Annotated in this window: 23 protein-coding genes; 15 read left to right on the top strand and 8 right to left on the bottom strand. The window is 68.7% G+C overall.

From position 1 onward, the window contains the following. Positions 1-67: 67 nt before the first annotated feature. The 3 genes from BLU22_RS06265 to BLU22_RS06255 are packed head-to-tail and all read right to left on the bottom strand — an operon-like array spanning position 68 to position 2,501. A complete protein-coding gene (locus tag BLU22_RS06265) occupies positions 68-820 on the bottom strand; it encodes a co-chaperone DjlA (protein WP_090212969.1) in 753 nt (250 codons plus the stop codon). Then, entirely contained in the window at positions 820-1,488 is a 669-nt protein-coding gene (gene murU, locus BLU22_RS06260; protein ID WP_090212967.1) for an N-acetylmuramate alpha-1-phosphate uridylyltransferase MurU, read from the bottom strand. The genes BLU22_RS06265 and murU overlap by 1 nt, the downstream gene beginning before the upstream one ends. Further along, positions 1,485-2,501, bottom strand: a complete 1,017-nt coding sequence (locus tag BLU22_RS06255) for an aminoglycoside phosphotransferase family protein (RefSeq protein WP_090212966.1) — start codon at positions 2,499-2,501, stop codon at positions 1,485-1,487. The genes murU and BLU22_RS06255 overlap by 4 nt, the downstream gene beginning before the upstream one ends. 131 nt (positions 2,502-2,632) lie before the next feature. On the opposite strand from BLU22_RS06255, the gene BLU22_RS06250 reads away from it, so the two are divergent. Genes BLU22_RS06250 through pdxA form a run of 3 tightly spaced genes read left to right on the top strand, consistent with a single transcriptional unit; the run spans position 2,633 to position 7,615 of the window. After that, positions 2,633-5,362: an LPS-assembly protein LptD gene (locus BLU22_RS06250; RefSeq protein ID WP_090212964.1), complete on the top strand. Its 2,730-nt coding sequence runs from the start codon at positions 2,633-2,635 to the stop codon at positions 5,360-5,362. Continuing rightward, complete coding sequence (locus BLU22_RS06245; protein WP_090212963.1) at positions 5,334-6,635, top strand: peptidylprolyl isomerase; 1,302 nt, start codon at positions 5,334-5,336, stop codon at positions 6,633-6,635. Before BLU22_RS06250 ends, BLU22_RS06245 begins: the two co-directional genes overlap by 29 nt. Positions 6,636-6,640: 5 nt before the next feature. Then, positions 6,641-7,615: a 4-hydroxythreonine-4-phosphate dehydrogenase PdxA gene (gene pdxA, locus BLU22_RS06240; RefSeq protein WP_177343871.1), complete on the top strand. Its 975-nt coding sequence runs from the start codon at positions 6,641-6,643 to the stop codon at positions 7,613-7,615. A 165-nt stretch (positions 7,616-7,780) separates the two neighbouring features. Here pdxA and BLU22_RS06235 read toward each other — a convergent pair whose 3' ends face one another. Together BLU22_RS06235 and BLU22_RS06230 are read right to left on the bottom strand one after the other, a co-directional pair. Continuing rightward, positions 7,781-7,999, bottom strand: a complete 219-nt coding sequence (locus tag BLU22_RS06235; RefSeq protein ID WP_090212960.1) for a DNA translocase FtsK — start codon at positions 7,997-7,999, stop codon at positions 7,781-7,783. Then, entirely contained in the window at positions 7,999-8,388 is a 390-nt protein-coding gene (locus BLU22_RS06230; RefSeq protein WP_173867169.1) for a lysozyme inhibitor LprI family protein, read from the bottom strand. Before BLU22_RS06230 ends, BLU22_RS06235 begins: the two co-directional genes overlap by 1 nt. A gap of 211 nt (positions 8,389-8,599) precedes the next feature. Here BLU22_RS06230 and rsmA point away from each other — a divergent pair, with 211 nt between their 5' ends. The 8 genes from rsmA to BLU22_RS06190 all read left to right on the top strand — a co-directional run bounded on the left by rsmA (position 8,600) and on the right by BLU22_RS06190 (position 17,563). Continuing rightward, positions 8,600-9,406, top strand: coding sequence for a 16S rRNA (adenine(1518)-N(6)/adenine(1519)-N(6))-dimethyltransferase RsmA (gene rsmA, locus BLU22_RS06225; protein ID WP_090212958.1), 807 nt, complete (start codon positions 8,600-8,602; stop codon positions 9,404-9,406). A gap of 39 nt (positions 9,407-9,445) precedes the next feature. Continuing rightward, positions 9,446-9,832 carry a Co2+/Mg2+ efflux protein ApaG gene (apaG, locus tag BLU22_RS06220; RefSeq protein ID WP_090212956.1) on the top strand — a complete coding sequence of 129 codons (387 nt, stop codon included), beginning with the start codon at positions 9,446-9,448 and terminating at the stop codon, positions 9,830-9,832. Then, on the top strand, positions 9,832-10,656 hold the full coding sequence (locus BLU22_RS06215) for a symmetrical bis(5'-nucleosyl)-tetraphosphatase (protein ID WP_090212955.1): 825 nt from the start codon (positions 9,832-9,834) through the stop codon (positions 10,654-10,656). The genes apaG and BLU22_RS06215 overlap by 1 nt, the downstream gene beginning before the upstream one ends. Continuing rightward, a complete protein-coding gene (gene glpE, locus BLU22_RS06210) occupies positions 10,653-10,985 on the top strand; it encodes a thiosulfate sulfurtransferase GlpE (protein ID WP_090212953.1) in 333 nt (110 codons plus the stop codon). The genes BLU22_RS06215 and glpE overlap by 4 nt, the downstream gene beginning before the upstream one ends. 219 nt (positions 10,986-11,204) lie before the next feature. After that, entirely contained in the window at positions 11,205-13,127 is a 1,923-nt protein-coding gene (locus BLU22_RS06205; RefSeq protein WP_090212952.1) for a PrkA family serine protein kinase, read from the top strand. A gap of 80 nt (positions 13,128-13,207) precedes the next feature. After that, a complete protein-coding gene (locus tag BLU22_RS06200) occupies positions 13,208-14,482 on the top strand; it encodes a YeaH/YhbH family protein (RefSeq protein ID WP_090212950.1) in 1,275 nt (424 codons plus the stop codon). Continuing rightward, the gene (locus BLU22_RS06195; protein WP_090212948.1) at positions 14,479-16,029 is read left to right on the top strand and encodes a SpoVR family protein; all 1,551 of its coding nucleotides are present in this window, start codon (positions 14,479-14,481) and stop codon (positions 16,027-16,029) included. Before BLU22_RS06200 ends, BLU22_RS06195 begins: the two co-directional genes overlap by 4 nt. 295 nt (positions 16,030-16,324) lie before the next feature. Further along, positions 16,325-17,563, top strand: coding sequence for a multifunctional CCA addition/repair protein (locus BLU22_RS06190; protein WP_090212946.1), 1,239 nt, complete (start codon positions 16,325-16,327; stop codon positions 17,561-17,563). Positions 17,564-17,612: 49 nt separating this feature from the next. Here the strand turns inward: BLU22_RS06190 and folK are convergent, their stop codons facing one another. Together folK and folB are read right to left on the bottom strand one after the other, a co-directional pair. Next, entirely contained in the window at positions 17,613-18,149 is a 537-nt protein-coding gene (gene folK / locus BLU22_RS06185) for a 2-amino-4-hydroxy-6-hydroxymethyldihydropteridine diphosphokinase (RefSeq protein WP_090212944.1), read from the bottom strand. Further along, positions 18,140-18,496 carry a dihydroneopterin aldolase gene (folB, locus tag BLU22_RS06180; protein ID WP_090212942.1) on the bottom strand — a complete coding sequence of 119 codons (357 nt, stop codon included), beginning with the start codon at positions 18,494-18,496 and terminating at the stop codon, positions 18,140-18,142. Before folB ends, folK begins: the two co-directional genes overlap by 10 nt. 74 nt (positions 18,497-18,570) lie before the next feature. On the opposite strand from folB, the gene plsY reads away from it, so the two are divergent. After that, positions 18,571-19,146 carry a glycerol-3-phosphate 1-O-acyltransferase PlsY gene (plsY, locus tag BLU22_RS06175; protein ID WP_090212941.1) on the top strand — a complete coding sequence of 192 codons (576 nt, stop codon included), beginning with the start codon at positions 18,571-18,573 and terminating at the stop codon, positions 19,144-19,146. Positions 19,147-19,159: 13 nt separating this feature from the next. Here the strand turns inward: plsY and tsaD are convergent, their stop codons facing one another. Then, positions 19,160-20,185: a tRNA (adenosine(37)-N6)-threonylcarbamoyltransferase complex transferase subunit TsaD gene (gene tsaD, locus BLU22_RS06170; RefSeq protein ID WP_090212939.1), complete on the bottom strand. Its 1,026-nt coding sequence runs from the start codon at positions 20,183-20,185 to the stop codon at positions 19,160-19,162. A 244-nt stretch (positions 20,186-20,429) separates the two neighbouring features. Here tsaD and rpsU point away from each other — a divergent pair, with 244 nt between their 5' ends. The 3 genes from rpsU to rpoD all read left to right on the top strand — a co-directional run bounded on the left by rpsU (position 20,430) and on the right by rpoD (position 24,643). Next, positions 20,430-20,645 (top strand): 30S ribosomal protein S21, encoded by a 216-nt coding sequence (rpsU, locus tag BLU22_RS06165; RefSeq protein ID WP_003085057.1) that lies wholly within the window; start codon positions 20,430-20,432, stop codon positions 20,643-20,645. Positions 20,646-20,822: 177 nt separating this feature from the next. After that, positions 20,823-22,721, top strand: coding sequence for a DNA primase (gene dnaG, locus BLU22_RS06160; protein WP_090212938.1), 1,899 nt, complete (start codon positions 20,823-20,825; stop codon positions 22,719-22,721). Between the two features lie 68 nt (positions 22,722-22,789). Beyond that, positions 22,790-24,643, top strand: a complete 1,854-nt coding sequence (gene rpoD, locus BLU22_RS06155; RefSeq protein ID WP_090212936.1) for an RNA polymerase sigma factor RpoD — start codon at positions 22,790-22,792, stop codon at positions 24,641-24,643. The last annotated feature ends 1 nt before the right edge of the window (position 24,644 follow it).

Genomic DNA, 24,644 nt, shown 5'->3' with positions numbered 1-24,644 from the left:
GGAGCGAAGCGGGGCGATTGTAACCCGCCCGGCGGGCCATCGTCCGGGGCGCGGAGCGGGCGCGCGCTCAGCGCAGGTCGTGACGCTCGCGCAGCAGCTCCCAGGCGGCGCGCAGCCGGCGGCTGTGCTCGGTGGCGACGGCCAGACGCTCGGGATCGGCGCGACCGAGCTTGTCCGGGTGGTGCCGGCTGCGCAGGCGCCGGTAGGCCTGGCGCATCGCCGCCGGCGGCGTGTCGGCGTCGACACCGAGCAGGCGCAGCGCCGCCCGGTACTCGTCGTCGGCCTGCGGCGCCGGCAGCAGGCGGCCCAGCGCCTGGCATTCGAGTCGCGCCAGATGCTCGGCGCTGCAGCCCAGCTCGGCGGCCCAGACGGCGAGCAACGCGCGGGCCGCGGGCGCGCAGCAGTCGCCGGCCCAGGCCATCCGCCAGGCGGCGCGCAACACGGTATCGCTGCGCGCCGGACGCTGGCGCAGGCGCCGCAGCAGCGGCTCGACGCTGGCGCCGCGCCGGCCGCGCTCGAAGGCCAGCAGCGCCGCCGCCTCGGCCAGCCCGGCGCGCTGGGCGGCGTGGCGCAGCTGGCGGCGCTGCGCCACCGCCTGGGCGGGATTGACCGCCGCCAGACGACCGAGCAGCTGCATCAGCTGCATGGCATCGAGCACCCCCTCGCCCTGCCCGGCCAGGCGTTCGCGCAAGTCGGCCCAGCCCTGCAGCTGCAGGCGCCGGTCCAGCCAGTGGCCGCACAGCCCGCCGAGCAGCACGCCGGGCAGGCCGGCGACGGCGAAGCCGGCCAGCCCGCCCAGAACGCTGCCCGGCCAGAGCATCAGCGGCGCTCCGCCAGCCGCCGCTCGACCTCGGCGAGGCGCTCGACGGTGCCGACATCCACCCACTGGCCACGGTAGTGCTCGCCACCGACCGCGCCGCGGCCCATCGCCTCGACCAGCAGCGGCGCCAGCTTGAAGGCACCCGCCGGGCAGCCGGCGAACAGCGCCGGGTCGAGCACGGCGATGCCGCTGTAGGTCAGCCCGGGCTGCGCGCCGCGCGGCTCGGCCCGCCCGCCCTGCAGGCGGAAGTCGCCGGCGGGGTGATGGGCCGGGTTGTCGACCAGCACCAGATGGGCCAGGCCGTCGAGCGGGCGGCGCAGGTCGGCGAACGGGTAGTCGGTCCAGACATCGCCGTTGACCAGCAGGAAAGGTGCCTCGCCGAGCAGCGGCAGGGCGCGGCGGATGCCGCCGCCGGTCTCCAGCGGCTCGCCCTCGGCGGAGAAGGCGATGGACACGCCGAAGCGCGCGCCGTCGCCGAGGTAGTCCTCGATCTGCTGGCCGAGCCAGGCGTGGTTGATCACCAGCTCGGTGAAGCCGGCGGCGGCCAGGGCGCGGATATGGTGCTCGATCAGCGGCATGCCGCCGACCGGCAGCAGCGGCTTGGGGGTGTGCAGGGTCAGCGGGCGCATGCGCTCGCCCTTGCCGGCGGCGAGGATCATCGCCCTCATGCGGCAGGCTCCTTCGGCAGGCCGGCGAGCAGTTCGCCGAGCGGCGCCAGCTCGGGGCGACGGGCGATCACCGTGTCCAGGTAGGCGAAGAAGCGCGGCACGTCGCCCAGGTACTTCGGCTTGCCGTCGCGGTGGCAGATGCGCGCGAAGATGCCGATCACCTTGAGGTGGCGCTGCGCGCCCATCAGGTCGCTGGCACGCCGGAACGCCTCGAAGGACTCCGGCAGCGGAATGCCGGCCTCCTGCGCCAGCTGCCAGTAGCGGCGCAGCCAGGCCTCGACGCGCGCCTCGGGCCAGCTGAGGAAGGCGTCCTTGAACAGGCAGGTGACGTCGTAGGTGACCGGGCCGAACACCGCGTCCTGGAAGTCCAGCACGCCGGGGTTGGGACTGCTCAGCATCAGGTTGCGCGGCATGTAGTCGCGATGCACCAGCACCCGCGGCTGGTCCAGGGCGCTGGCGACCAGCAGCTCGCAGGTGCGCTCCCAGGCGACCAGCGCTTCGCCCGCCAGGGTCACGCCCAGGTGCCGGGCCAGGTACCAGTCGGGGAACAGCTGCAGCTCGCGGCGCAGCAGGGCTTCGTCGTAGGCCGGCAGCAGGCCCTCGACCGGCAGGCGCTGGAAGGCCACCAGCGCCTTGAGGGCATCCTCGAACAGGGCGTCGGCGTTGCCCTCGTCGATCACCTCCAGGTAGGTCTGCCGGCCGAGATCGGGCAGCAGCAGGTAGCCCCGATCGAGGTCGGCGGCGAGGATTTCCGGCACATGCACGCCGGCCCCGGCGAGCAGGCTGGCGACCTTGACGAACGGCCGGCAATCCTCCTGAGGCGGCGGCGCGTCCATGACGATCAGACTGCGTGCGCCGTCCTCCCAGCGGAAGTAGCGGCGGAAGCTGGCATCGCTGCTCGCCGGGGTGAGCCGCGCCGCGCCCGGCACGCCCCAGCCGCGGGCGACGAACAGCGCCGGCAGGCAGGTGTGCAACCAGGCCTCGAGACCTTCCAATCGACCATCCACAGACATTTCAGGGCTCCCCTTGCACGCTAGCCGTTGCGTGACGCATTGATTTATCATCGCGAATCTTACTCCAGCCCATCGAAAGGCGTGCGGCCGCACAGGCTGTTGGCGCGCAGGAAGCCCGGATACCCATAAAGATGGCTCTCACCCCCCCGCTGTTCCGTAGAAAGTTTCCCCTCCTGGTCACCGGCAGCCTGCTGGCCCTGGGTTCCGCGCCTCTTCTGCAGGCCGCCGAGCAGTTCGACTGCCGGGCCTCGGCCAGCGGAGCCTGGGCCTGCACGCCGAAAAGCGCCCCGGCCGCCCTGCCGCCACGCCCGCAGGCACCGGTCGCCGCCGAGCCAACGGCGGCAACCCCGGCGAGCACGTCCGCACCGGCCACCGCCGAGCGTAGCGTCGCCGCACGCAGCGCCGACTACAGCCACCTGGACTGGGTGCCGCGCGAGCAGCTGAGCGAGGCCCAGCGCGCGGAAATCGCCCCCTACTGCGCCGGCGACTATGTCGAGCCGCTGCGCCCGGGCATGGACGACCGCACACCGGCCGACGAGTCGCCGACCTTCGTTTCCGCCCGCGCCTCGCGCTACGACCAGCAGAGCGAGACCACCACCCTGGCCGGCGACGTGGTGCTGCGTCAGGGCAGTCTGCAGGCCCAGGCCGACGAGGCCAGCCTCAACCAGCAGACCGGCCGCGGCGAGCTGCAAGGCAACGTACGCCTGCGCGACAAGGGCTTCCTGGTGGTCGGCGACAGCGCCCAGGTGCAACTGGACAACGGCGAGGCCGAGGTCGACAACGCCGAATACGTGGTGCATGCGGCGCGCGCGCGCGGCGACGCGCAATACATCAAGCGCCAGGACGATGCGGTGGTGCGCCTCAAGAACGGCACCTACACCCGCTGCGAGCCGGGCAACAACGCCTGGCAGCTGAAAGGCAACAACATCAAGCTGAACCCGGCCACCGGCTTCGGCACCGCCACCAACGTGACGCTGCGGGTCAAGGACGTACCGGTGTTCTACACCCCGTACATCTATTTCCCGATCGACGACCGCCGCCAGTCCGGCTTCCTCGCGCCGAGCTTCAGCAGCTCCAGCGATAGCGGCTTCAGCGTACAAACGCCCTACTACTTCAACCTGGCACCGAACTTCGACGCCACCCTGTACCCGACCCTGATGGCCGACCGCGGCCTGCTGATGGAGGGCGAGTTCCGCTACCTGACGCCAAGCAGCGAGGGCCAGCTCGGCGGCGCCTGGCTGAACGACCAGGACGACGAGCGCAAGCTGCAGTCGGACTACGAAGACCAGCGCTGGATGTACAGCTGGCAGCACACCACCGGCCTGGATTCGCGCTGGCTCGCCGAACTCGACTACACCGACATCAGCGACCCCTACTACTTCCAGGATCTGGACACCGACCTGGACATCGACCAGCCGAACTTCCTCGATCAGCGCGCCGGCCTGAGCTACCGCGGCGATAGCTATACCGCGCGGCTCAACCTGCACGCCTACGAGCCGACCAGCGTCGTCGACATCACTCCCTACGACCGCCTGCCGCAGCTGTCCATCGACGGCGCCCTGCCGTTCCAGCCGGGCGGCCTACGCCTGGGCTACGCCGGCGAATGGGTGCGCTTCGAGCGCGATCTGCGCAGCGGCAGCTTCGTCGACAAGGACGGCAACACCGCTCCCTGGTACGACAACAACCTGCGCGGCCTGGCCCGCGCCAACGGCGACCGCCTGCACGTCGAGCCGGGCCTCAGCCTGCCGCTGAGCACCAGCTGGGGCTTCCTCACCCCGCAGGTCAAGTACGCCTACACCCGCTACGACCTGGACCTCGACCAGCGTGGCAAGGGCAGCCTGCTGGCCGAGCAGACCTACCAGAGCAGCCTGGATCGCCAGGTGCCGATCTACAGTCTCGACGGCGGCCTGTACTTCGACCGCACCACCAGCTGGTTCGGCCAGGGTACCCGCCAGACCTTCGAACCGCGCGCCTTCTACCTGTACGTACCTGAAGAAGACCAGACCGACATCCCGATCTTCGACAGCGGCGAGAGCAGCTTCAGCTACGCCTCGCTGTGGCGCGACAACCGCTTCTCCGGCCGCGACCGCATCGGCGACGAGAACCGCCTGTCGCTGGGCGCGACCAGCCGCTGGATCGAGGCCAACGGTTTCGAGCGCCAGGTCGTCAGCCTCGGTCAGGCTTTCCACTTCGAGGACCGCAAGGTGCAGATGCCGGGCATCGACTACCGCACCCGCGCCGATGCCACCGCCTCGCAGTCGCCCTATGCCCTGCAGTACCTGTACCGCTTCAACCGCGACTGGCGGCTGAGCTCGGACTTCAACTGGGATCCGGACGTCCACCGCACCCGCTCGGGCAGCCTGATGTTCCACTACCAGCCCGAAGCCAATCCGGGCAAGGTGATCAACGCCGGCTATCGTTACCGCAACGACACCATGCGCTACGACCAGGCCAGCGGCAACTGGACCTACGGCGGCGACTTCGGCACCCCCGGTACCCCCGGCTACATCAAGGACTACTACAAGATCCAGCAGCACGACGTCTCGACCATCTGGCCGCTCGCCCCGCAGTGGAGCGTGATCGCCCGCTGGCAGCACGACTACAACCGCAACCGCACTCTGGAAGCCATGGGCGGTTTCGAGTACGACAGCTGCTGCTGGAAGCTGCGCCTGATCAACCGCTACTGGATCGACTACGACGAGACCAGCCTCAACCCGGACGTCAACGACGAGGCGGATCGCGGCATCTTCCTGCAGATCGTCCTCAAGGGCCTCGGTGGCGTCGTCGGCAACAAGGTAGAGTCCTTCCTCGACCAAGGCATTCAAGGTTACCGTGAACGTGAAGAACAAGCTTATCGATAGTCTGCGCCCGCTCGCCCTCGGCGCCCTGCTGCTCTGCGCCACGGCCCATGCCGAGGTGCGACCGCTGGACCGGGTGGTGGCCATCGTCGACAACGACGTGATCATGCACAGCCAGCTGCAGCAGCGCCTCGACGAGGTGCGCCAGAACCTCGCCCGCCGCGGCGGCGAGCTGCCGCCCGGCGACGCCCTGGCCGCCCAGGTGCTGGAGCGGCTGATCGTCGAGAACCTGCAGTTGCAGCTCGGCGAGCGCTCGGGCATCCGCATCGGCGACGAGGAACTGAACCAGGCGCTGGCCACCATCGCGCAGCGCAACAACCTCAGCCTCGAGCAGTTCCGCGCCGCCCTGGCGCGCGACGGCCTGTCCTACGAGGACGCCCGCGAGCAGGTGCGCCGCGAGCTGGTGATCAGCCGCGTGCGCCAGCGCCGGGTCGCCGAGCGCGTGCAGGTCAGCGAGCAGGAAGTGCAGAACTTCCTCGCCTCCGACCTCGGCAAGCTGCAGCTGGGCGAGGAATATCGCCTGGCCAACATCCTCGTCCCCCTCGCCGAAGGCGCCTCGCCCGCCGACATCCAGCGCGCCGAACAGCGCGCCCGCGACCTCTACGCCCAACTGCAGCGCGGTGCCGACTTCGCCCGCTTGGCGGTGGCCAACTCGGCCAGCGAGAACGCCCTGGACGGCGGCGAGATCGGCTGGCGCAAGGCCGCCCAGCTGCCGCCGCCGTTCGACGCGATGCTCGGCCAGATGCGGGTCGGCGAAGTCAGCGAACCGCTGCGCACGCCGCCCGGCTTCATCCTCCTCAAGCTGCTCGACAAGCGCGGCGGCGAGCAGGGCGTGGTCCGCGAGGAAGTGCGCGTGCGCCACATCCTGCTCAAGCCCAGCGAGATCCGCAGCGACGCGGAAACCCGCGAGCTGGCCGCGCGCCTGTACCAGCGCCTGCGCGACGGCGAGGACTTCGCCACCCTGGCCAAGAGCTTCTCCGAAGACCCGGGCTCCGCCCTCAACGGCGGCGAGCTGAACTGGATCGACCCGAACGCGCTGGTCCCCGAGTTCCGCGAAGTGATGGCCGCCAGCCGCATCGGCGAACTGTCGCAGCCGTTCCGCAGCCCGTTCGGCTGGCATGTGCTGGAAGTGCTCGACCGGCGCAGCAGCGACGCCAGCGGCGAAGCCCGCGAACAGCAGGCGCTCAACCTGCTGCGCAACCGCAAGTACGAGGAAGAGCTGCAGAACTGGCTGCGCCAGATCCGCGACGAAGCCTACGTGGAAACCCGCCTGTGAGTGCAGTGCGGCGCTTCGCCCTGACGCCCGGCGAGCCGGCCGGCATCGGCCCCGACCTGTGCCTGCTGCTGGCCCGCCAGGCCCAGCCGCACGCGCTGGTCGCGGTCGCCAGTCGCGCCCTGCTGGCCGCGCGCGCCGTGCAGCTGGGGCTGGCCATCGAGCTGCTCGAGGTCGGCCCCGGCGCCTGGCCGGATAGCCCGGCGCCGGCCGGTAGCCTGTACGTCTGGGACACCCCGCTGGCCGTGCCAGCGGTCGCCGGCCAGCTCGATGCGCGCAACGCCGGCTATGTGCTGGAAACCCTGCTGCGCGCCGGCAACGGCTGCGTCAACGGCAACTTCGCCGGGATGATCACCGCGCCGGTGCACAAGGGCGTGATCAACGAGGCCGGCATCCCCTTCTCCGGGCACACCGAGTTCCTCGCCGAGCTGACCCGTACCGAACAGGTGGTGATGATGCTGGCCACCCGCGGCCTGCGCGTGGCCCTGGTGACCACCCATCTGCCGCTGCGCGCGGTGGCCGACGCCATCACGCCCGAACGCCTGGCCCGGGTGGCGCGCATCCTAGACGCCGACCTGCGCGGCAAGTTCGGCATCGCCAGGCCACGCATCCTGGTCTGCGGCCTCAACCCGCACGCCGGCGAAGGCGGCCACCTGGGCCGCGAGGAAATCGAGGTGATCGAGCCGACCCTGGCGCAGCTGCGCGGCGAAGGCCTCGATCTGGTCGGCCCGCTGCCGGCCGACACGCTGTTCACCCCCAAGCACCTGGAGCACTGCGACGCGGTGCTGGCCATGTACCACGACCAGGGCCTACCGGTGCTCAAGTACAAGGGCTTCGGCGCCGCGGTCAACGTCACCCTTGGCCTGCCCATCGTGCGGACCTCGGTCGACCACGGCACCGCCCTGGACCTGGCCGGCAGCGGTCGGGTCGATACCGGCAGCCTGCAGGTGGCGCTGGAAACCGCCTATCAGATGAGTGCGTGATCGGGGGCGTCCCCGATTGCAGCTGCGCTGAGGACTCGCGCAGCACGCCTCTGCCAAGCTCAGCCCGCCCGCCCGCCCGCCCGCCACCGGATGATCGCTGCGCGCGCTGCCAACCCTGGGAGTGGATCCGCCCATTACCTTCCCGACACCCCGGAACCCGCCAAGTCAGAGCGCTTCGGGATCGTGCCCGGCCTTGGCCGCGGTGGTTTGCGCAGGCGTGTCCCGCCCCCGGATCGCCTCGCTCAGGCGCAGCGCCCGATGATACCCGATGCGCAACCGGCGCTGCAGGAAGCTCACCGGCATGACCTCGTCCGCAGGCAGCATGGCGGCGGCCTGCGGGTAGAGCGGGTCGGCGATACCGAATGTCATGGTTTCCTCATCCATCACCAGCCCTCCCCGATCTGAGCCAACTCATCAGCCCGCTCCCGGGTCATGCCCAGCAGACAGGCGGCGCCGTTGATCCGGTCAATGCTGCCGCCGGTGAGGCTGCCCAGCAGCGTGCAGTTGGCGTCGCGGTACTGGATCCACAGGCGCTGCGCGTCGCGCAGCCGGGTCTGCTGGTCGGCGCCGAGTGTCCCCATGGCGGCCCGGTAGCTGCGGTTGAGGCGGACGTCCTGCGCGCCCAGTTCGGCAGCGATGCAGTCGAGCATGGAGCTGGTCACGCCGCCGGCGGCGTCCATGCAGCGGGTGTAGGCCGGCGCGTCGTCGGCCAGCGCCGGAGCGAGGACGCCGGCGAGGAGCAGCGGCAGGCAGCGGAGGGGACGGCAGGGCATGGTTCGATCCTTGAGTGGTGGCAGGGGCAGGCAATGCCGACCGCTGCGCAGTAGGTGAGCGGCGAGCTTAACCCGCTGCATGGCCGGGAAAAAGTCTTGCCCATGCACCGCTCCGCCCGGTGCCCTCCGGCACCCGGCGCTGTTTCGCTGTTAAACTGCGCCCCTTTGTGCATTCGCTTCGCGCCTGCGGCCCGAAGCCTGGAGCCGTCCCATGTCCGAACTCTACCAACACCGCGCGCGCAAGCGTTTCGGTCAGAACTTCCTGCACGACGCCGGGATCATCCACCGCATCCTGCGTGCCATCCACGCCCGTCCCGATCAGCACCTGCTGGAGATCGGCCCCGGCCAGGGCGCGATCACCGAGGGCCTGCTGGGCAGCGATGCGCGTCTCGACGTCATCGAGCTGGACCAGGACCTGATCCCGCTGCTGAAGATGCGCTTCGGCCTCGATCCGAAGTTCACCCTGCACCAGGGCGATGCGCTGAAGTTCGACTTCGCCAGCCTGGTCGAGGGCGGCGAGAAGCTGCGGGTGGTCGGCAACCTGCCCTACAACATCTCCACCCCGCTGATCTTCCACCTCCTCGACCACGCGGCGGTGATCGAGGACATGCACTTCATGCTGCAGAAGGAAGTGGTCGAACGCATGGCCGCGGGGCCGGGCGGCGGCGACTGGGGCCGCCTGTCGATCATGGTGCAGTACCACTGCCGGGTCGAGCACCTGTTCAACGTCGGCCCCGGCGCCTTCAACCCGCCGCCCAAGGTCGACTCGGCGATCGTCCGTCTGGTGCCTCATGCGGTGCTGCCGCACCCGGCCAAGGATCATCGCCTGCTCGAACGGGTGGTCCGCGAAGCCTTCAACCAGCGCCGCAAGACCCTGCGCAACACCCTGAAGAACCTGCTCGACGCCCAGGCCATCGAAGCCGCCGGCGTGGACGGCAGCCTGCGCCCGGAGCAACTCGATCTGGCCGCCTTCGTGCGTCTGGCCGATCAACTGGCCCTGCAGACAAAGCCCGAGTGAATCACTAAGCTTTCCTCCATCAAGTTCGAAGCCGCCACCATGAGCCCAGCCGACCCGCGCTACCAGATCGACGTCGACGTCGTTTCCCGCCACCTGCCCGAACAGTCGTTGCCGGACGAGGAACGCTACGCCTTCGCCTATACGGTCACCCTGCACAATCGCGGCGAGGTCGCCGCCAAGCTGCTCAGCCGCCACTGGATCATCACCGACGGCAACGCCAAGGTGCAGGAAGTGCGCGGCGCCGGCGTAGTCGGCGAACAGCCGCACCTCGAACCGGGACAGAGCCACACCTACACCAGCGGCTGCATGCTGCCCACCCCGGTCGGCAGCATGCACGGCAGTTTCCGCATGCAGGCCGACGACGGCCATGGCTTCGATGCGCCGATCAGCCCGTTCCGCCTGGCCGTGCCCGGGGCGCTGCACTGATGGCGCTGTACGCGGTCGGCGACGTGCAGGGCTGCCTGGGCCCGCTCAAGTGCCTGCTCGACCGGGTCGCCTTCGACCCGGCGCGCGACCGCCTGTGGCTGGTCGGCGACCTGGTCAACCGCGGCCCGCAGTCGCTGGACACTCTGCGCTTCCTGTTCGCCATGCGCGACTCGGTGGTCAGCGTGCTGGGCAACCACGACCTGCACCTGCTGGCGGTGGCGCACAACATCGAGCGGCTGAAGAAGGGCGACACCCTGCGCGAGATCCTCGACGCGCCGGATCGCGACGACCTGCTCGACTGGCTGCGCCGCCTGCCGCTGGTGCATCACGACGCCGAGCGGCAAATCACCCTGGTGCATGCCGGCATCCCGCCGCCGTGGTCGCTGAAGAAGGCGCTCAAGCGCGCCGCCGAGGTGGAGGAGGCGCTGCGCGACGATGCGCGCCTGCCGCTGTTCCTCGACGGCATGTACGGCAACGAGCCGGATCGCTGGAACAGCGAGCTGCGCGGTGTGGCGCGCCTGCGCACCATCACCAACTACTTCACCCGCATGCGCTTCTGCACCGCCGACGGCCGCCTCGACCTGAAGAGCAAGGAAGGCCTGGGCAGCGCGCCCAAGGGCTTCGCCCCCTGGTTCAGCCACCCCGAGCGGCGCATGCGCGGCCAACGGATCATTTTCGGCCACTGGGCCGCCCTCGAAGGCCGCTGCGACGAGCCTGGGGTCCAGGCCCTCGACTCCGGCTGCGTCTGGGGCGGCGCCCTGACCCTGCTCGACGTCGACCGCGGCGAGCGCCATACCTGCAGTTGTCAGAAGGACCCCGCATGAGCGACTTCCAGCGCATCGACCCCGTCACCGCCCAGCAGCTGCGCCAGAACGGCGCCGTGCTGGTCGACATCCGCGACCCGCAAAGCTTCGCCAGCGGCCACATTCGCGGCGCGCGCCACCTGGACAACCACTCGCTGGCCGATTTCATCGCCGCTGCCGATTTCGACGCGCCGCTGGTGGTGGTCTGCTACCACGGTAATTCCAGCCAGAGCGCCGCCGCCTACCTCGCCCACCAGGGCTTCGCCGAGGTCTACAGCCTGGACGGAGGCTTCGAGCTGTGGTGCCGCCACTACCCGGACGACGTCGACCGCGCCGCCCTCGACGACTGACCGGCGCGCGCCGCTCGCCACGCAGATCGCCTGCACACCCGCCCAAGCGGGTCTATGCTTGCCTCAAGACTTTTCACAGAAGGAAAGCCGGCCCACCGGCTTCCAGGCAGGCAGTACGACCATTGGGGGTCGAGAGAGGGGGAGAGGCAGGCGTTGCGCCTGCCTGTTCGCGCCCGCCCGAGGCCCGCTCCGGTCCCAGGCATCGAGCGAGGTGAAGTCATGAGTATTTTCAGCCACTTCCAGCAGCGCTACGAAACGACGCGGCAGGAAGAGTACTCCCTGCAGGAGTACCTGGACCTGTGCAAACAGGACCCGATGGCCTACGCCAGCGCCGCCGAGCGCATGCTCAAGGCCATCGGCGAGGCGCAACTGGTCGACACCGCCAGCGACCCGCGGCTGTCGCGGATCTTCTCCAACAAGGTGATCCGCCGTTATCCGGCCTTCGCCGACTTCCACGGCATGGAAGAGTGCATCGACCAGATCGTTTCCTACTTCCGCCACGCCGCCCAGGGCCTGGAGGAGAAGAAGCAGATCCTCTACCTGCTCGGTCCGGTGGGCGGCGGCAAGTCCTCGCTGGCCGAGAAGCTCAAACACCTGATGGAGCACATCCCCTTCTACGCCATCAAGGGCTCGCCGGTGTTCGAGTCGCCGCTGGGGCTGTTCAACCCCGACGAGGACGGCGCGATCCTCGAAGAGGAGTACGGCATCCCGCAGCGCTACCTGAGCTCGATCATGTCGCCCTGGGCGACCAAGCGGCTCAACGAATTCGGCGGCGACATCAGCAAGTTCCGCGTGGTCAAGCTGTACCCGTCGATCCTTAACCAGATCGCCATCGCCAAAACCGAGCCGGGCGACGAGAACAACCAGGACATCTCCGCGCTGGTCGGCAAGGTGGATATCCGCAAGCTGGAAGAATTCCCGCAGAACGACCCCGACGCCTACAGCTACTCCGGCGCGCTGTGCCGCGCCAACCAGGGCATCATGGAGTTCGTCGAGATGTTCAAGGCGCCGATCAAGGTGCTGCACCCGCTGCTGACCGCCACCCAGGAAGGCAACTACAACAGCACCGAGGGCCTCGGCGCGATTCCCTACAGCGGCATCCTGCTGGCCCACTCCAACGAGGCCGAGTGGCACAGCTTCCGCAACAACAAGAACAACGAGGCGTTCATCGACCGCATCTATATCGTCAAGGTGCCCTACTGCCTGCGCGTCTCCGACGAGATCAAGATCTACGACAAGCTGCTGGTCAACAGCTCCCTGGCCCAGGCCCACTGCGCCCCAGACACCCTGAAGATGCTCGCCCAGTTCTCCGTACTGAGCCGCCTGAAGGAGCCGGACAACTCCAACATCTACTCGAAGATGCGCGTCTACGACGGCGAGAACCTCAAGGACACCGACCCCAAGGCCAAGTCGATCCAGGAGTACCGCGACGCTGCCGGCGTCGACGAGGGTATGACCGGCCTGTCGACCCGCTTCGCCTTCAAGATCCTCTCCAAGGTGTTCAACTTCGATCCCCACGAGGTGGCGGCCAACCCGGTGCACCTGCTCTACGTGCTGGAGCAGCAGATCGAGCAGGAACAGTTCCCCGCCGAAACCCGCGAGCGCTACCTGCGCTTCATCAAGGAATACCTGGCGCCGCGCTACGTCGAGTTCATCGGCAAGGAGATCCAGACCGCGTACCTGGAGTCCTACAGCGAGTACGGGCAGAACATCTTCGACCGCTACGTGCTGTACGCCGACTTCTGGATCCAGGACCAGGAGTACCGCGACCCGGAAACCGGCGAGATCCTCAACCGCGGCGCGCTCAACGAGGAGCTGGAGAAGATCGAGAAACCGGCCGGGATCAGCAACCCGAAGGACTTCCGCAACGAGATCGTCAACTTCGTGCTGCGCGCGCGGGCCAACAACAACGGCAAGAACCCGTCGTGGCTGTCCTACGAGAAGCTGCGCGCGGTGATCGAGAAGAAGATGTTCTCCAACACCGAAGACCTGCTGCCGGTGATCAGCTTCAACGCCAAGGGCAGCAAGGAAGAGCAGCAGAAGCACAACGACTTCGTGCGCCGCATGGTCGAGCGCGGCTACACCGAGAAACAGGTGCGCCTGCTCGCCGAATGGTATCTGCGCGTCCGCAAGTCGCAGTAGTACCCTAGGAACAGACCGACCCCGGAGCGCCACGCGCTCCGGGCGTTGCCTCCGCCTCCCCGCCCGCACGGGAGTACGTCATGAGTTACGTCATCGACCGGCGACTGAACGGTAAGAACAAGAGCACGGTGAACCGTCAGCGTTTCCTGCGCCGCTATCGCGACCACATCAAGAAAGCGGTGGAGGAAGCCGTCAGCCGCCGCTCGATCACCGACATGGAACACGGCGAGCAGATCAGCATCCCCTCCCGCGACATCGACGAGCCGGTCTGGCACCACGGCCGCGGCGGCCGGCAGACCATCGTCCACCCCGGCAACAAGGAGTTCGTCACCGGCGAACGCATCCCCCGTCCCTCCGGCAGCGGTGGGGGTGGCGCGGGTCAGGGCAAGGCCGGCAACTCCGGCGAAGGCATGGACGACTTCGTGTTCCAGATCACCCAGGAGGAGTTTCTCGACTTCATGTTCGAGGATCTCGCCCTGCCCAATCTGGTGAAGAAGCATCTCACCGGTATCGACAGTTTCAAGACCGTGCGCGCCGGGATCAGCAGCGAGGGTACCCCGGCGCGGCTGAACATCGTGCGCACCCTGCGCTCGGCCCACGCCCGACGCATCGCCCTGACCGGTTCCAGCCGCGCCCGCCTGCGCGAGCTGAAGGTCGAACTGGAGCGCCTGAAGATCGAGGAGCCGGACAACTTCGGCGACATCCGCGCCCTGGAGGAGGAGATCGCCGGGCTGCGCGCGCGCATCGAGCGCCTGCCGTTCCTCGACACCTTCGACCTCAAGTACAACCTGCTGGTCAAGCAGCCCAACCCGACCTCCAAGGCGGTGATGTTCTGCCTGATGGACGTCTCCGGCTCGATGACCCAGGCCACCAAGGACATCGCCAAGCGCTTCTTCATCCTCCTCTACCTGTTCCTCAAGCGCAGCTACGACAAGATCGAGGTGGTGTTCATCCGCCACCACACCAGCGCCAAGGAGGTCGACGAGCAGGAGTTCTTCTACTCGCGCGAGACCGGCGGCACCATCGTCTCCAGCGCCCTCAAGCTGATGCAGGAAGTGATGGCCGCGCGCTACCCGGCCCACGAGTGGAACATCTACGCCGCCCAGGCCTCCGACGGCGACAACTGGAACGACGACTCGCCGGTGTGCCGCGACATCCTGCTGCGCCAGATCATGCCGTTCGTACAGTACTTCAGCTACGTCGAAATCACCCCGCGCGAGCACCAGGCGCTGTGGCACGAGTATCTGCAGGTCGGCGAAGCCTTCCCGGAGAGCTTCGCCCAGCAGCAACTGGTGTCCGCCGCCGACATCTACCCCGTGTTCCGCGCCCTGTTCCAGAGGAGGGTCGCCGCATGAGCCCGCGCGCCCACAAGGGCCAGCCCCTGTCCACCAGCTCGGAATGGACCTTCGAGCTGATCCGCGCCTACGACCGGGAGATCGCCCGGATCGCCGAACGCTACGCGCTGGACACCTACCCCAACCAGATCGAGGTGATCACCGCCGAGCAGATGATGGATGCCTACGCCTCGGTCGGCATGCCCATCGGCTACCACCACTGGTCCTACGGCAAGCACTTCCTCGCCACCGAAAAGGGCTACAAGCGCGGCCAGATGGGCCTGGCCTACGAGATCGTGATCAACTCCAACCCCTGCATCGCCTACCTGATGGAAGAAAACACCATCTGCATGCAGGCCCTGGTGGTCGCCCACGCCTGCTACGGCCACAACAGCTTCTTCAAGGGCAACTACCTGTTCCACAGCTGGACCGACGCCAGCTCGATCATCGACTACCTGGTCTACGCCAAGCAGTACATCAGCCAGTGCGAGGAGCGCCACGGCATCGACGCGGTGGAAGACCTGCTCGACTCCTGCCACGCGCTGATGAACTACGGCGTCGACCGCTACAAGCGCCCCTACCCGATCTCCGCCGAGGAAGAGCGGCGCCGCCAGAAGGACCGCGAGGAGCAGCTGCAACGCCAGGTCAACGACCTGTGGCGGACCATTCCCAAGGGCGCCGGCAAGGAGCACGGCGGCGACGGCAAGCGCTTCCCGGCCGAACCGCAGGAGAACATCCTCTACTTCATCGAGAAGCACGCGCCGCTGCTCGAACCCTGGCAGCGCGAGGTGGTGCGCATCGTGCGCAAGATCGCGCAGTACTTCTACCCGCAACGCCAGACCCAGGTGATGAACGAGGGCTGGGCGACCTTCTGGCACTACACCCTGCTCAACGACCTGTACGACGAGGGCCTGGTCACCGACGGCTTCATGATGGAATTCCTCCAGTACCACACCAGCGTGGTCTACCAGCCGGCCTTCGACAGTCCCTGGTACAGCGGCATCAACCCCTACGCGCTGGGTTTCGCCATGTACCGCGACATCCGCCGCATCTGCGAGGAACCGACCGAGGAGGACCGCCGCTGGTTCCCCGACATCGCCGGCAGCGACTGGCTGGCCACCCTGAAGTTCGCCATGCAGAGCTTCAAGGACGAGAGCTTCATCCTGCAGTTCCTCTCGCCCAAGGTGATCCGCGACTTCCGCCTGTTCGGCATCCTCGACGACGACCAGAAGGACGAGCTGCTGGTCGAGGCGATCCACGACGACAGCGGCTACCGGCGCATCCGCGAGCTGCTGGCCGGGCAGTACAACCTCGGCAACCGCGAGCCGAACATCCAGGTCTGGAACGTCGACCTGCGCGGCGACCGCTCGCTGACCCTGCGCCACTACCAGCACGACCGCAAGCCGCTGGGCAGCTCTACCGAGGATGTGCTCAAGCACCTGCACCGCCTGTGGGGCTTCGACGTGCACCTGGAAAGCATGCACGGCGACCAGCGCCTCAACGTCCAGCACGTGCCGCCGCGCCGCGAGCGCGAGGCGGACGCCGAGGTGGGCGTCCGTCCGCTCTGAGGCCGCGCCGGCCCCGCCCCTCCGGCCTGAGTCCGCTCAAGGTCGTCCCGCCGGCATGGCGCAGTTCACGGATCGCGAGGCGGGTGCAGGGACGTCCGATGCGCCCGCGAACCCCGTGGGCGCAGTGCCCTCGCTGCGATCGCCCGCGCCCGGCAACGCCGCCTCAAGGCGAGGCCGGACTGCTCGCAGCGCCGCGGCGACCTCATGCGCGTGCCCGGCCCTGCGCCCAGCGGCATTACCGACCCGCCGATGGCGCGGGGTATCCTGTGCGCCCCCGCAGCCTTCAGGACAGTCCATGCAGATCTACAAGGTCGGCGGCGCCGTGCGCGACCGCCTGCTCGGCCGCCCCGTCACGGAAACCGACTGGGTGGTGGTCGGCGCCCATGCCGAGGAGCTGCTCGCCCGCGGCTTTCGCCCGGTGGGCGCCGATTTCCCGGTGTTCCTCCACCCCGAGACCGGCGAGGAGTACGCCCTGGCGCGCACCGAACGCAAGAGCGGGCGCGGCTATGGCGGCTTCGTCTTCCATGCCAGCCCCGAGGTGACCCTCGAAGAGGACCTGATCCGCCGCGACCTGACGGTCAACGCCATGGCAGAGGACGCCGACGGGCGGATCATCGACCCCTATGGCGGCCAGCGCGACCTCGCCGATCGCCTGCTGCGCCATGTCTCGCCGGCCTTCGCCGAGGACCCGCTGCGGGTGCTGCGCGTCGCCCGCTTCGCCGCCCGCTACGCGCCGCTGGGCTTTCGCGTCGCCGACGAGACCCTGGCGCTGATGCGCGAACTGGCCGCCTCGGGCGAACTGGCCGCGCTGACCGCCGAGCGGGTATGGAAGGAAACCGAGCGCGCCCTGCTGGAGCCGCGCCCCGACCTGTTCGTCCAGGTGCTGCGCGACTGCGGCGCGCTGCGCGCGCTGCTGCCGGAGGTCGACGCGCTGTTCGGCGTGCCGCAGACCGCCAGCCATCACCCGGAAGTCGACAGCGGCGTGCATGTGCTGATGGTGCTGCGCCAGTGTGCCGAGCACGCCCAGCCGCTGGCGGTACGCTGGGCCTGCCTGCTCCACGATCTGGGCAAGGGCCTCACCGACCCGCGCCACTGGCCGCGACACATCGCCCACGAACAGCGCGGTCTGCCGCTGATCGAAGCGGTCAACGCACGCTGCAAGGCGCCGCGCGAGTGCGCCGAGCTGGCCCTGCTGGTCGGCGAATACCACACCCACGCCCATCGCGCCCTGGAGCTGCGCGCGCAGACCCTGGCCGAGCTGTTCCAGCACTTCGATCTGTACCGCCGCCCGGAGCGCTTCGAGCAGTTCCTCGCCGCCTGCGAGATGGACGCCCGCGGCCGCCTCGGCTTCGAGCAGCGCGCCTATCCGCAAGCCGACTACCTGCGTGCCGCCGCCGCCGTGGCGCGCGGTGTGGCGGTGCAGCCGCTGCTGGCGCAGGGATTCAAGGGGGCGGAGCTGGGCGAGGCGCTCAAGCGCGCGCGCCTCGCGGCGCTCAAGGTCTTTCGCGAGGAGCGACGCGCCAAGGCGCCGTAAGGAGCGCCGCGTCCTGACAGAGGTGTCCGGAGTGGTGCGCACGGGCACCCTACGGAGCCGGGAAGGCCGCCCGCAACTCGGCCGGGGTCAGCTCGACGCCGCGCCAGACGAAGGACACCGGCCACAGCCGCTGACCGATGCACGCCGTCTGCCACAGCGCGGCGAAGCTGCGCCCCTCGGCCGGGTGCCGCGCCGCAGGGGCCAGCAGGGCCAGCGGCCAGAGCACGAAGGCGTTGCGCAGAATCTCCGCGCGCGGCAGCTGTAGGCCGTCGAAGTCGCCGATCAGGTCGTCGTAGAGCAGCACATCGATATCCAGCGGCAACCCCTTGCGATCCGGCGCGTAGCGACCGTTGTCCGCCTCGATGGCCTTGAGCCGGCGATCCAGCTCGGCCAGCGGCAGGTCGGTCTGCGCCAGCACCGCCAGGTTGTAGAATGGCCCGCTGCGGATGCCCACCGGCTCGCTCTCGAACACCGGAGAACAGCGCAGGTCGACGAGGAAGGCCGCAAGCGCATCGAGGCCCGCACACAGGTGGCGGTGACGGTCGACATTGCTGCCCAGACCGAGAAACACCGTGGTCAGCGGCATCCGCGTTCGATCTCCACACCCACCCCGCCGCGCGCCGCCGGCACCGCGCCGGGCTTGGTCAGACGCAGGCGCAGCCAGGCGATGCCGAACTCGGTCATCAGCAGCGCGGCGAGCCGCTCGGCGAAGGTTTCCACCAGCTGGAAGCTGCTGGCGGCGGCGAACGCCTGCACCCGCGCGCTGACCGCCGCGTAGTCGAGGGCCGCGCCCAGGTCGTCGCCGGCCGCCGCCGGGCGGATGTCCCAGCCCAGCTGCAGGTCCAGGGTCAGGCACTGGCGAATGCCGCGCTCCCAGTCGTACACGCCGATCACGGTGTCGACTTCCAGCCCGTCGATGAAGACTATGTCCACGCTACCCTCTTCGTGCCACGACAAGGTCGTGGCGCATCGTTAGAATCAGGGCTTTGCCGCCCCCGGAATCGCTCATGCCCTGGCTGCTGGCACTGCTTGCCTATCTGCTCGGTTCTCTGTCGTTCGCCGTGCTGCTCGGCCGCTGGCTGGGCAGCGGCGATCCGCGTCTGGGCGGCTCGGGCAATCCCGGCGCCACCAACATGCTGCGCCTGGCCGGGCAGCGCGCCGCGGCGCTGACCCTGCTCGGCGACCTGGGCAAGGGCCTGCTGCCGGTACTGCTGGCCCGCCAGGCGGAGCTGCCGCCGCTGCAGCAGGCCTGGATCGGCCTGGCCGCCGTGCTGGGGCATCTCTATCCCCTGTATTTCCACTTTCGCGGCGGCAAGGGCGTGGCCACCGCCGCCGGGCTGCTGCTGGGGCTCTACTGGCCGGCCGCGCTGCTGGCGCTGGGCGTCTGGCTGCTGGTCTTCGCCCTGACCCGCATCAGTTCGCTGGCGGCGCTCAGCGCCACGCCGCTGAGCCTGCCGCTGCTGGCCTGGCAACAGCCGGAGCTGCTGTGGCCGCTCGGCCTGCTGTCCATACTGATCGTCTGGCGCCATCGCGACAACCTGCGGGCCCTGCGCCAGGGCCGCGAACGCTCACTGCTCGGCTGAGTACCGCGCGTCCTCAGACCGCCGGCAGGCTCTCCATCGACCAGCGCGGCTGCACCTGGATCTGCGGCCCCTCGTGCTGACCGGCCAGCAGGCGCTGGCAGCCGGCATAGGCGATCATCGCGCCGTTGTCGGTGCAGAAACGCGGCCGCGCGTAGAACACCTGGCCCTTGAGCTCGCCGAGCATGGTTTCCAGCGCCTGACGCAGCGCCTGGTTGGCGCTCACCCCGCCGGCGATCACCAGGCGCTGCAGGCCGGTCTGCTTGAGTGCGCGCCGGCACTTGATGGTCAGCGTCTCCACCACCGCCTGCTGGAAGGCCAAGGCGATGTCAGCGCGCGCCTGTTCGAGGTCGCCGCCCTCGCGCTCGCACTGCTTCCAGGTGTTGAGGGCGAAGGTCTTCAGCCCGCTGAAGCTGAACGCCAGGCCGGGCCGGTCGGTCATCGGCCGCGGGAACACGAAGCGCCCCGGCGTGCCGCGCTCGGCCAGGCGAGCGATCTCCGGGCCACCCGGATAGCCCAGGCCGATCAGCTTGGCGGTCTTGTCGAAGGCCTCGCCGGCGGCATCGTCCAGCGACTCGCCGAGCAGCTCGTAGCGGCCGATGCCGTCGACGCACACCAGCTGGGTATGCCCGCCCGACACCAGCAGGGCGACGAAGGGGAACTCGGGCGGGGTTTCCTCCAGCATCGGCGCCAGCAGGTGGCCTTCCATGTGGTGGACGCCGACCGCCGGCACCCCCCAGGCCAGCGCCAGCGCCTGGGCGCAGGAGGCACCGACCAGCAGCGCACCGACCAGGCCCGGCCCGGCGGTATAGGCCACCGCGTCGATGTCGGCGAAGCGGCAGCCGGCGCCGTCGAGCACCTCGCGGATCAACGGCAGCATGCGCTTGACGTGATCGCGCGAGGCCAGCTCGGGCACCACACCGCCGTAGACCCGGTGCAGGTCGATCTGACTGAACAGCGCATCGCTCAGCAGGCCGCGCTCGCTGTCGTACAGCGCAACGCCGGTTTCGTCGCAGGAGGTTTCCAGGCCCAGCACTCGCATCGGCAAATCGCCTCGTTTCGCCCTGATAGGGGGTGATAAACCGCGCATGATAAGCGCCAGACCGGCCGACACCAAGCACTCGCAGCGTCCCGGCAGACCGCCGGCCGGCGCTTTTCGCCACGCGAAGCTTTGCATTCCCCCCGGCAAGGGGGTAATATCCGCAGCCCTTGAGAACCGGTGCCTCCCGAGCCTTTTTGCTGGATTGCACCATTCATACTCGGTAATCAGTGAAGGTACGACCTGGATGCCCGCCGTCAAAGTTAAAGAGAACGAACCCTTCGACGTAGCCCTGCGTCGTTTCAAGCGCTCCTGCGAAAAAGCCGGTGTACTGGCCGAAGTGCGCAGCCGCGAGTTTTACGAAAAGCCCACCGCCGAGCGCAAGCGCAAGGCCGCGGCTGCCGTGAAGCGCCACGCCAAGAAAGTGCAGCGCGAGCAGCGCCGCCGCGAGCGTCTGTACTGAGTTCCGACTCAGTCAGTCAGTTCGCATGCACACCCGGCCCAGGCCGGGTGTTTGCTTTAGATCCACCGCCACTCCGACTTGCCCCGGCAAGGCCCGGAGTTTTTTGCATTGCCGAGCGCTTCCAATCCCGCCCGCCAGCCCGCACCTGCGGCTGAACGGTCCGCAGACGAGCACCCCATGGCCGGCCTGATCCCGCAACGCTTCATCGACGACCTGCTCAACCGCACCGACATCGTCGAAGTGGTCGGCTCGCGCGTGCAGCTGAAGAAGACCGGCAAGAACTACAGCGCCTGCTGCCCGTTCCACCAGGAAAAGACCCCCTCGTTCAGCGTCAGCCCGGACAAGCAGTTCTACTACTGCTTCGGCTGCGGCGCCGGCGGCAACGCCCTGAGCTTCCTGATGGAGCACGACCACCTGGACTTCCCCCAGGCGGTCGAGGATCTGGCCAAGCGCGCCGGGCTCGACGTGCCACGCGAGGACGCGCGCCCCGGCCAGCGCCCCCGCCAGAGCGGCGACTCGCCGCTCTACCCGCTGTTGGAGGCCGCCGCCGGCTACTACCGCCAGGCGCTGAAGAGCCACCCGGCCCGCCAGGCGGCGGTCGACTACCTCAAGGGCCGCGGCCTGTCCGGGGTGATCGCCCGCGACTTCGGCCTCGGCTTCGCCCCGCCCGGCTGGGACAACCTGATGAAGCACCTGGGCGGCGACAGCCTGCAGCAGAAGGCGCTGATCGACGCCGGACTGCTGATCGAGAACGCCGACAGCGGCAAGCGCTACGACCGCTTCCGCGACCGGGTGATGTTCCCGATCCGCGACAGCCGCGGCCGGGTGATCGCCTTCGGCGGCCGGGTGCTCGGCGACGACAAGCCCAAGTACCTCAACTCGCCGGAAACCCCGGTGTTCCACAAGGGCCAGGAACTCTACGGCCTCTACGAAGCGCGCAAGAGCAGCCGCGACCTCGACGAAATCCTGGTGGTCGAGGGCTACATGGACGTCATCGCCCTGGCCCAGCAGGGCCTGCGCAACGCGGTGGCGACCCTCGGCACCGCCACCAGCGAGGAACACATCAAGCGCCTGTTCCGCGTCGTGCCGAGCCTGCTGTTCTGCTTCGACGGCGACAGCGCCGGACGCAACGCCGCCTGGCGCGCCCTGGAGTCCTGCCTGCCGAACCTGCAGGACGGCCGCCGGGTGCGCTTCCTGTTCCTCCCCGAGGGCGAGGATCCGGACAGCCTGGTGCGCCGCGAGGGCACCGACGCCTTCCGCGCGCGCATCCACCAGCAGGCCCAGCCGCTGGCCGACTACTTCTTTCGTCACCTGATGGAGGAAGCCGACCCCAGCACCCTGGAGGGCAAGGCGCACCTGGCCACCCTGGCGATGCCGCTGATCGAGCGCCTGCCCGGCGCCAACCTGCGCGCCCTGATGCGCCAGCGCCTCGGCGAACTGACCGGCCTCGACCCGGCGACGCTCGGCGAGCACGCCGAGCGCCCGAGCGCACCACCCGCCCACCTCGGCCACGACGCCGCAGCGCCGCCGGCCAGCGCACAGCCGTGGCGCGACCCGCGCGCGGGCGGCGACGAATGGAAAGGCGCCCGCTCCTGGCAGCGCCGCGAACCGCCGGCGATCCTGCCGCCGCGCCGCGGCGCCGGTGTCGAATCGCCGACCCTGGGCGCCCTGCGCACCCTGCTGCATCACCCGCAACTGGCGCAGAAGGTCGAGGATGCCGGACACTTCGCCGCCGAAGACGACACCTACGCCCAGCTGCTGGTATCCCTGCTGGAATCGCTGCAGAAGCATCCGCAGCAGAATTCGCTGCAACTGCTGGCACGCTGGCACGGCACCGAGCAGGGCCGCCTGCTGCGCAGCCTGGCGGAAAAGGAATGGCTGATCAGTCGCGACAACCTTGAACAACAGTTTTTCGACACTATAACTACCTTGGCAGCCCGCCAGCGTGAGCGCAGCCTCGAAGGCCTGTTGCGCAAAGCGCGGCACAGCGAACTCAGCGCGGAGGAAAAGCTCCGCCTGCGCGACCTGCTGAGCCGGAGTACCAGCAGCGCATCGCCGGGGCCATCTGGCACCTGACCCCCCGATTCGGCTATAATCCTCGGCTTCTTTTCAGCCCGCCAAGACCTTCAGTGGATAGGGTGAACATGTCCGTAAAAGCGCAACAGCAATCCCGTCTCAAAGAGTTGATCGCCCGCGGTCGCGAGCAGGGCTACCTGACCTATGCCGAGGTCAACGACCACCTGCCGGAAGACATTTCCGATCCGGAACAGGTCGAAGACATCATCCGCATGATCAACGACATGGGCATCAACGTATTCGAGACTGCCCCGGATGCCGATGCCCTGCTGCTCGCCGAGGCGGATACCGACGAGGCCGCCGCCGAGGAAGCCGCCGCCGCCCTGGCCGCGGTGGAGAGCGACATCGGCCGCACCACCGACCCGGTGCGCATGTACATGCGCGAAATGGGTACCGTCGAGCTGCTCACCCGCGAAGGCGAGATCGAAATCGCCAAGCGCATCGAGGAAGGCCTGCGCGAAGTGATGGCGGCCATCTCCCGCTTCCCGGGCTCGGTAGAAAGCATTCTCGCCGAATACCAGCGCATCGTCAGCGAAGGCGGACGCCTCTCCGACGTCCTCAGCGGCTACATCGATCCCGACGACGGCAGCCTGCCCGCCGAGAGCGAGGCGGTACCGCCGCCGGTCGCCAAAGCCCCCGCGGCCGCCAGCGACGACGACGAGGAAGAGGACGGCGAGGAGAAGACCGACACCGAGGAAGAGGGCGACGGTGGCCCCGACCCGGAAGAAGCCGCCCGCCGCTTCGGCGCCGTGGCCGAGCAGCTGGAAAAGGCCCGCAAGATTCTCAAGAAGCACGGCCGTGGCAGCGCCCAGGGCGATGCCGAGCTGGACGCGCTGGCCGAGCTGTTCATGCCGATCAAGCTGGTGCCCAAGCAGTTCGACGCGCTGGTCGTCATGGTCCGCGACGCGCTCGACCGCGTACGCGCCCAGGAACGCGCCATCATGCAGCTGTGCGTGCGCGATGCGCGCATGCCGCGCGCCGACTTCCTCAAGCTGTTCCCCGGCAACGAAGCCGACCTCGGCTGGATCGACGGCCTGACCGCCGGCAAGGCCAAATACGCCGAAGCCATCGCCCGCCTGCAGGATGACATCAAGGCCTGCCAGCAGACCCTCATCGACCTGCAGCAGGAACTCGATCTCGATATCGCCGAGATCAAGGAAATCAACCGCCGCATGTCGATCGGCGAGGCCAAGGCACGCCGCGCCAAGAAGGAGATGGTCGAGGCCAACCTGCGCCTGGTGATCTCCATCGCCAAGAAGTACACCAACCGCGGCCTGCAGTTCCTCGACCTGATCCAGGAAGGCAACATCGGCCTGATGAAGGCGGTGGACAAGTTCGAATACCGCCGCGGCTACAAGTTCTCGACCTACGCCACCTGGTGGATCCGCCAGGCGATCACCCGCTCGATCGCCGACCAGGCGCGCACCATCCGCATCCCGGTGCACATGATCGAGACCATCAACAAGCTCAACCGCATCTCGCGGCAGATGCTCCAGGAGATGGGCCGCGAGCCGACTCCGGAAGAACTGGGCGAGCGCATGGACATGCCCGAGGACAAGATCCGCAAGGTGCTGAAGATCGCCAAGGAGCCGATCTCCATGGAGACGCCGATCGGCGACGACGAGGATTCGCATCTGGGCGACTTCATCGAGGACTCCACCATGCAGTCGCCGATCGACGTGGCGACCGTGGAAAGCCTCAAGGAAGCCACCCGCGAAGTGCTCGGCGGCCTCACCGCCCGCGAAGCCAAGGTGCTGCGCATGCGCTTCGGCATCGACATGAACACCGACCACACCCTCGAGGAAGTCGGCAAGCAGTTCGACGTCACCCGCGAGCGCATCCGCCAGATCGAGGCCAAGGCGCTGCGCAAGCTGCGCCACCCGACCCGCAGCGAACACCTGCGCTCGTTCCTCGACGAGTAAG

It is taken from the genome of Pseudomonas guangdongensis, assembly GCF_900105885.1.
Lineage (GTDB): Bacteria > Pseudomonadota > Gammaproteobacteria > Pseudomonadales > Pseudomonadaceae > Geopseudomonas > Geopseudomonas guangdongensis.
The sequence above is the reverse complement of the archived record's forward strand: the minus strand, read 5'-3'. Positions and strand labels throughout refer to the sequence as shown.

Bases quoted from the DNA above. Each gene is read 5' to 3' on its own strand.
- BLU22_RS06215 (WP_090212955.1), top strand. From the start codon at position 9,832: ATGGCGCTGTACGCGGTCGGCGACGTGCAGGGCTGCCTGGGCCCGCTC.
- apaG (WP_090212956.1), top strand. From the start codon at position 9,446: ATGAGCCCAGCCGACCCGCGCTACCAGATCGACGTCGACGTCGTTTCC.
- glpE (WP_090212953.1), top strand. From the start codon at position 10,653: ATGAGCGACTTCCAGCGCATCGACCCCGTCACCGCCCAGCAGCTGCGC.
- rpoD (WP_090212936.1), top strand. From the start codon at position 22,790: ATGTCCGTAAAAGCGCAACAGCAATCCCGTCTCAAAGAGTTGATCGCC.
- plsY (WP_090212941.1), top strand. From the start codon at position 18,571: ATGCCCTGGCTGCTGGCACTGCTTGCCTATCTGCTCGGTTCTCTGTCG.
- murU (WP_090212967.1), bottom strand. From the start codon at position 1,488: ATGAGGGCGATGATCCTCGCCGCCGGCAAGGGCGAGCGCATGCGCCCG.
- BLU22_RS06200 (WP_090212950.1), top strand. From the start codon at position 13,208: ATGAGTTACGTCATCGACCGGCGACTGAACGGTAAGAACAAGAGCACG.
- BLU22_RS06205 (WP_090212952.1), top strand. From the start codon at position 11,205: ATGAGTATTTTCAGCCACTTCCAGCAGCGCTACGAAACGACGCGGCAG.
- BLU22_RS06255 (WP_090212966.1), bottom strand. From the start codon at position 2,501: ATGTCTGTGGATGGTCGATTGGAAGGTCTCGAGGCCTGGTTGCACACC.
- BLU22_RS06235 (WP_090212960.1), bottom strand. From the start codon at position 7,999: ATGGATGAGGAAACCATGACATTCGGTATCGCCGACCCGCTCTACCCG.
- rsmA (WP_090212958.1), top strand. From the start codon at position 8,600: ATGTCCGAACTCTACCAACACCGCGCGCGCAAGCGTTTCGGTCAGAAC.
- BLU22_RS06230 (WP_173867169.1), bottom strand. From the start codon at position 8,388: ATGCCCTGCCGTCCCCTCCGCTGCCTGCCGCTGCTCCTCGCCGGCGTC.
- tsaD (WP_090212939.1), bottom strand. From the start codon at position 20,185: ATGCGAGTGCTGGGCCTGGAAACCTCCTGCGACGAAACCGGCGTTGCG.
- folK (WP_090212944.1), bottom strand. From the start codon at position 18,149: ATGCCGCTGACCACGGTGTTTCTCGGTCTGGGCAGCAATGTCGACCGT.
- dnaG (WP_090212938.1), top strand. From the start codon at position 20,823: ATGGCCGGCCTGATCCCGCAACGCTTCATCGACGACCTGCTCAACCGC.
- BLU22_RS06250 (WP_090212964.1), top strand. From the start codon at position 2,633: ATGGCTCTCACCCCCCCGCTGTTCCGTAGAAAGTTTCCCCTCCTGGTC.
- BLU22_RS06195 (WP_090212948.1), top strand. From the start codon at position 14,479: ATGAGCCCGCGCGCCCACAAGGGCCAGCCCCTGTCCACCAGCTCGGAA.
- BLU22_RS06190 (WP_090212946.1), top strand. From the start codon at position 16,325: ATGCAGATCTACAAGGTCGGCGGCGCCGTGCGCGACCGCCTGCTCGGC.
- BLU22_RS06265 (WP_090212969.1), bottom strand. From the start codon at position 820: ATGCTCTGGCCGGGCAGCGTTCTGGGCGGGCTGGCCGGCTTCGCCGTC.
- rpsU (WP_003085057.1), top strand. From the start codon at position 20,430: ATGCCCGCCGTCAAAGTTAAAGAGAACGAACCCTTCGACGTAGCCCTG.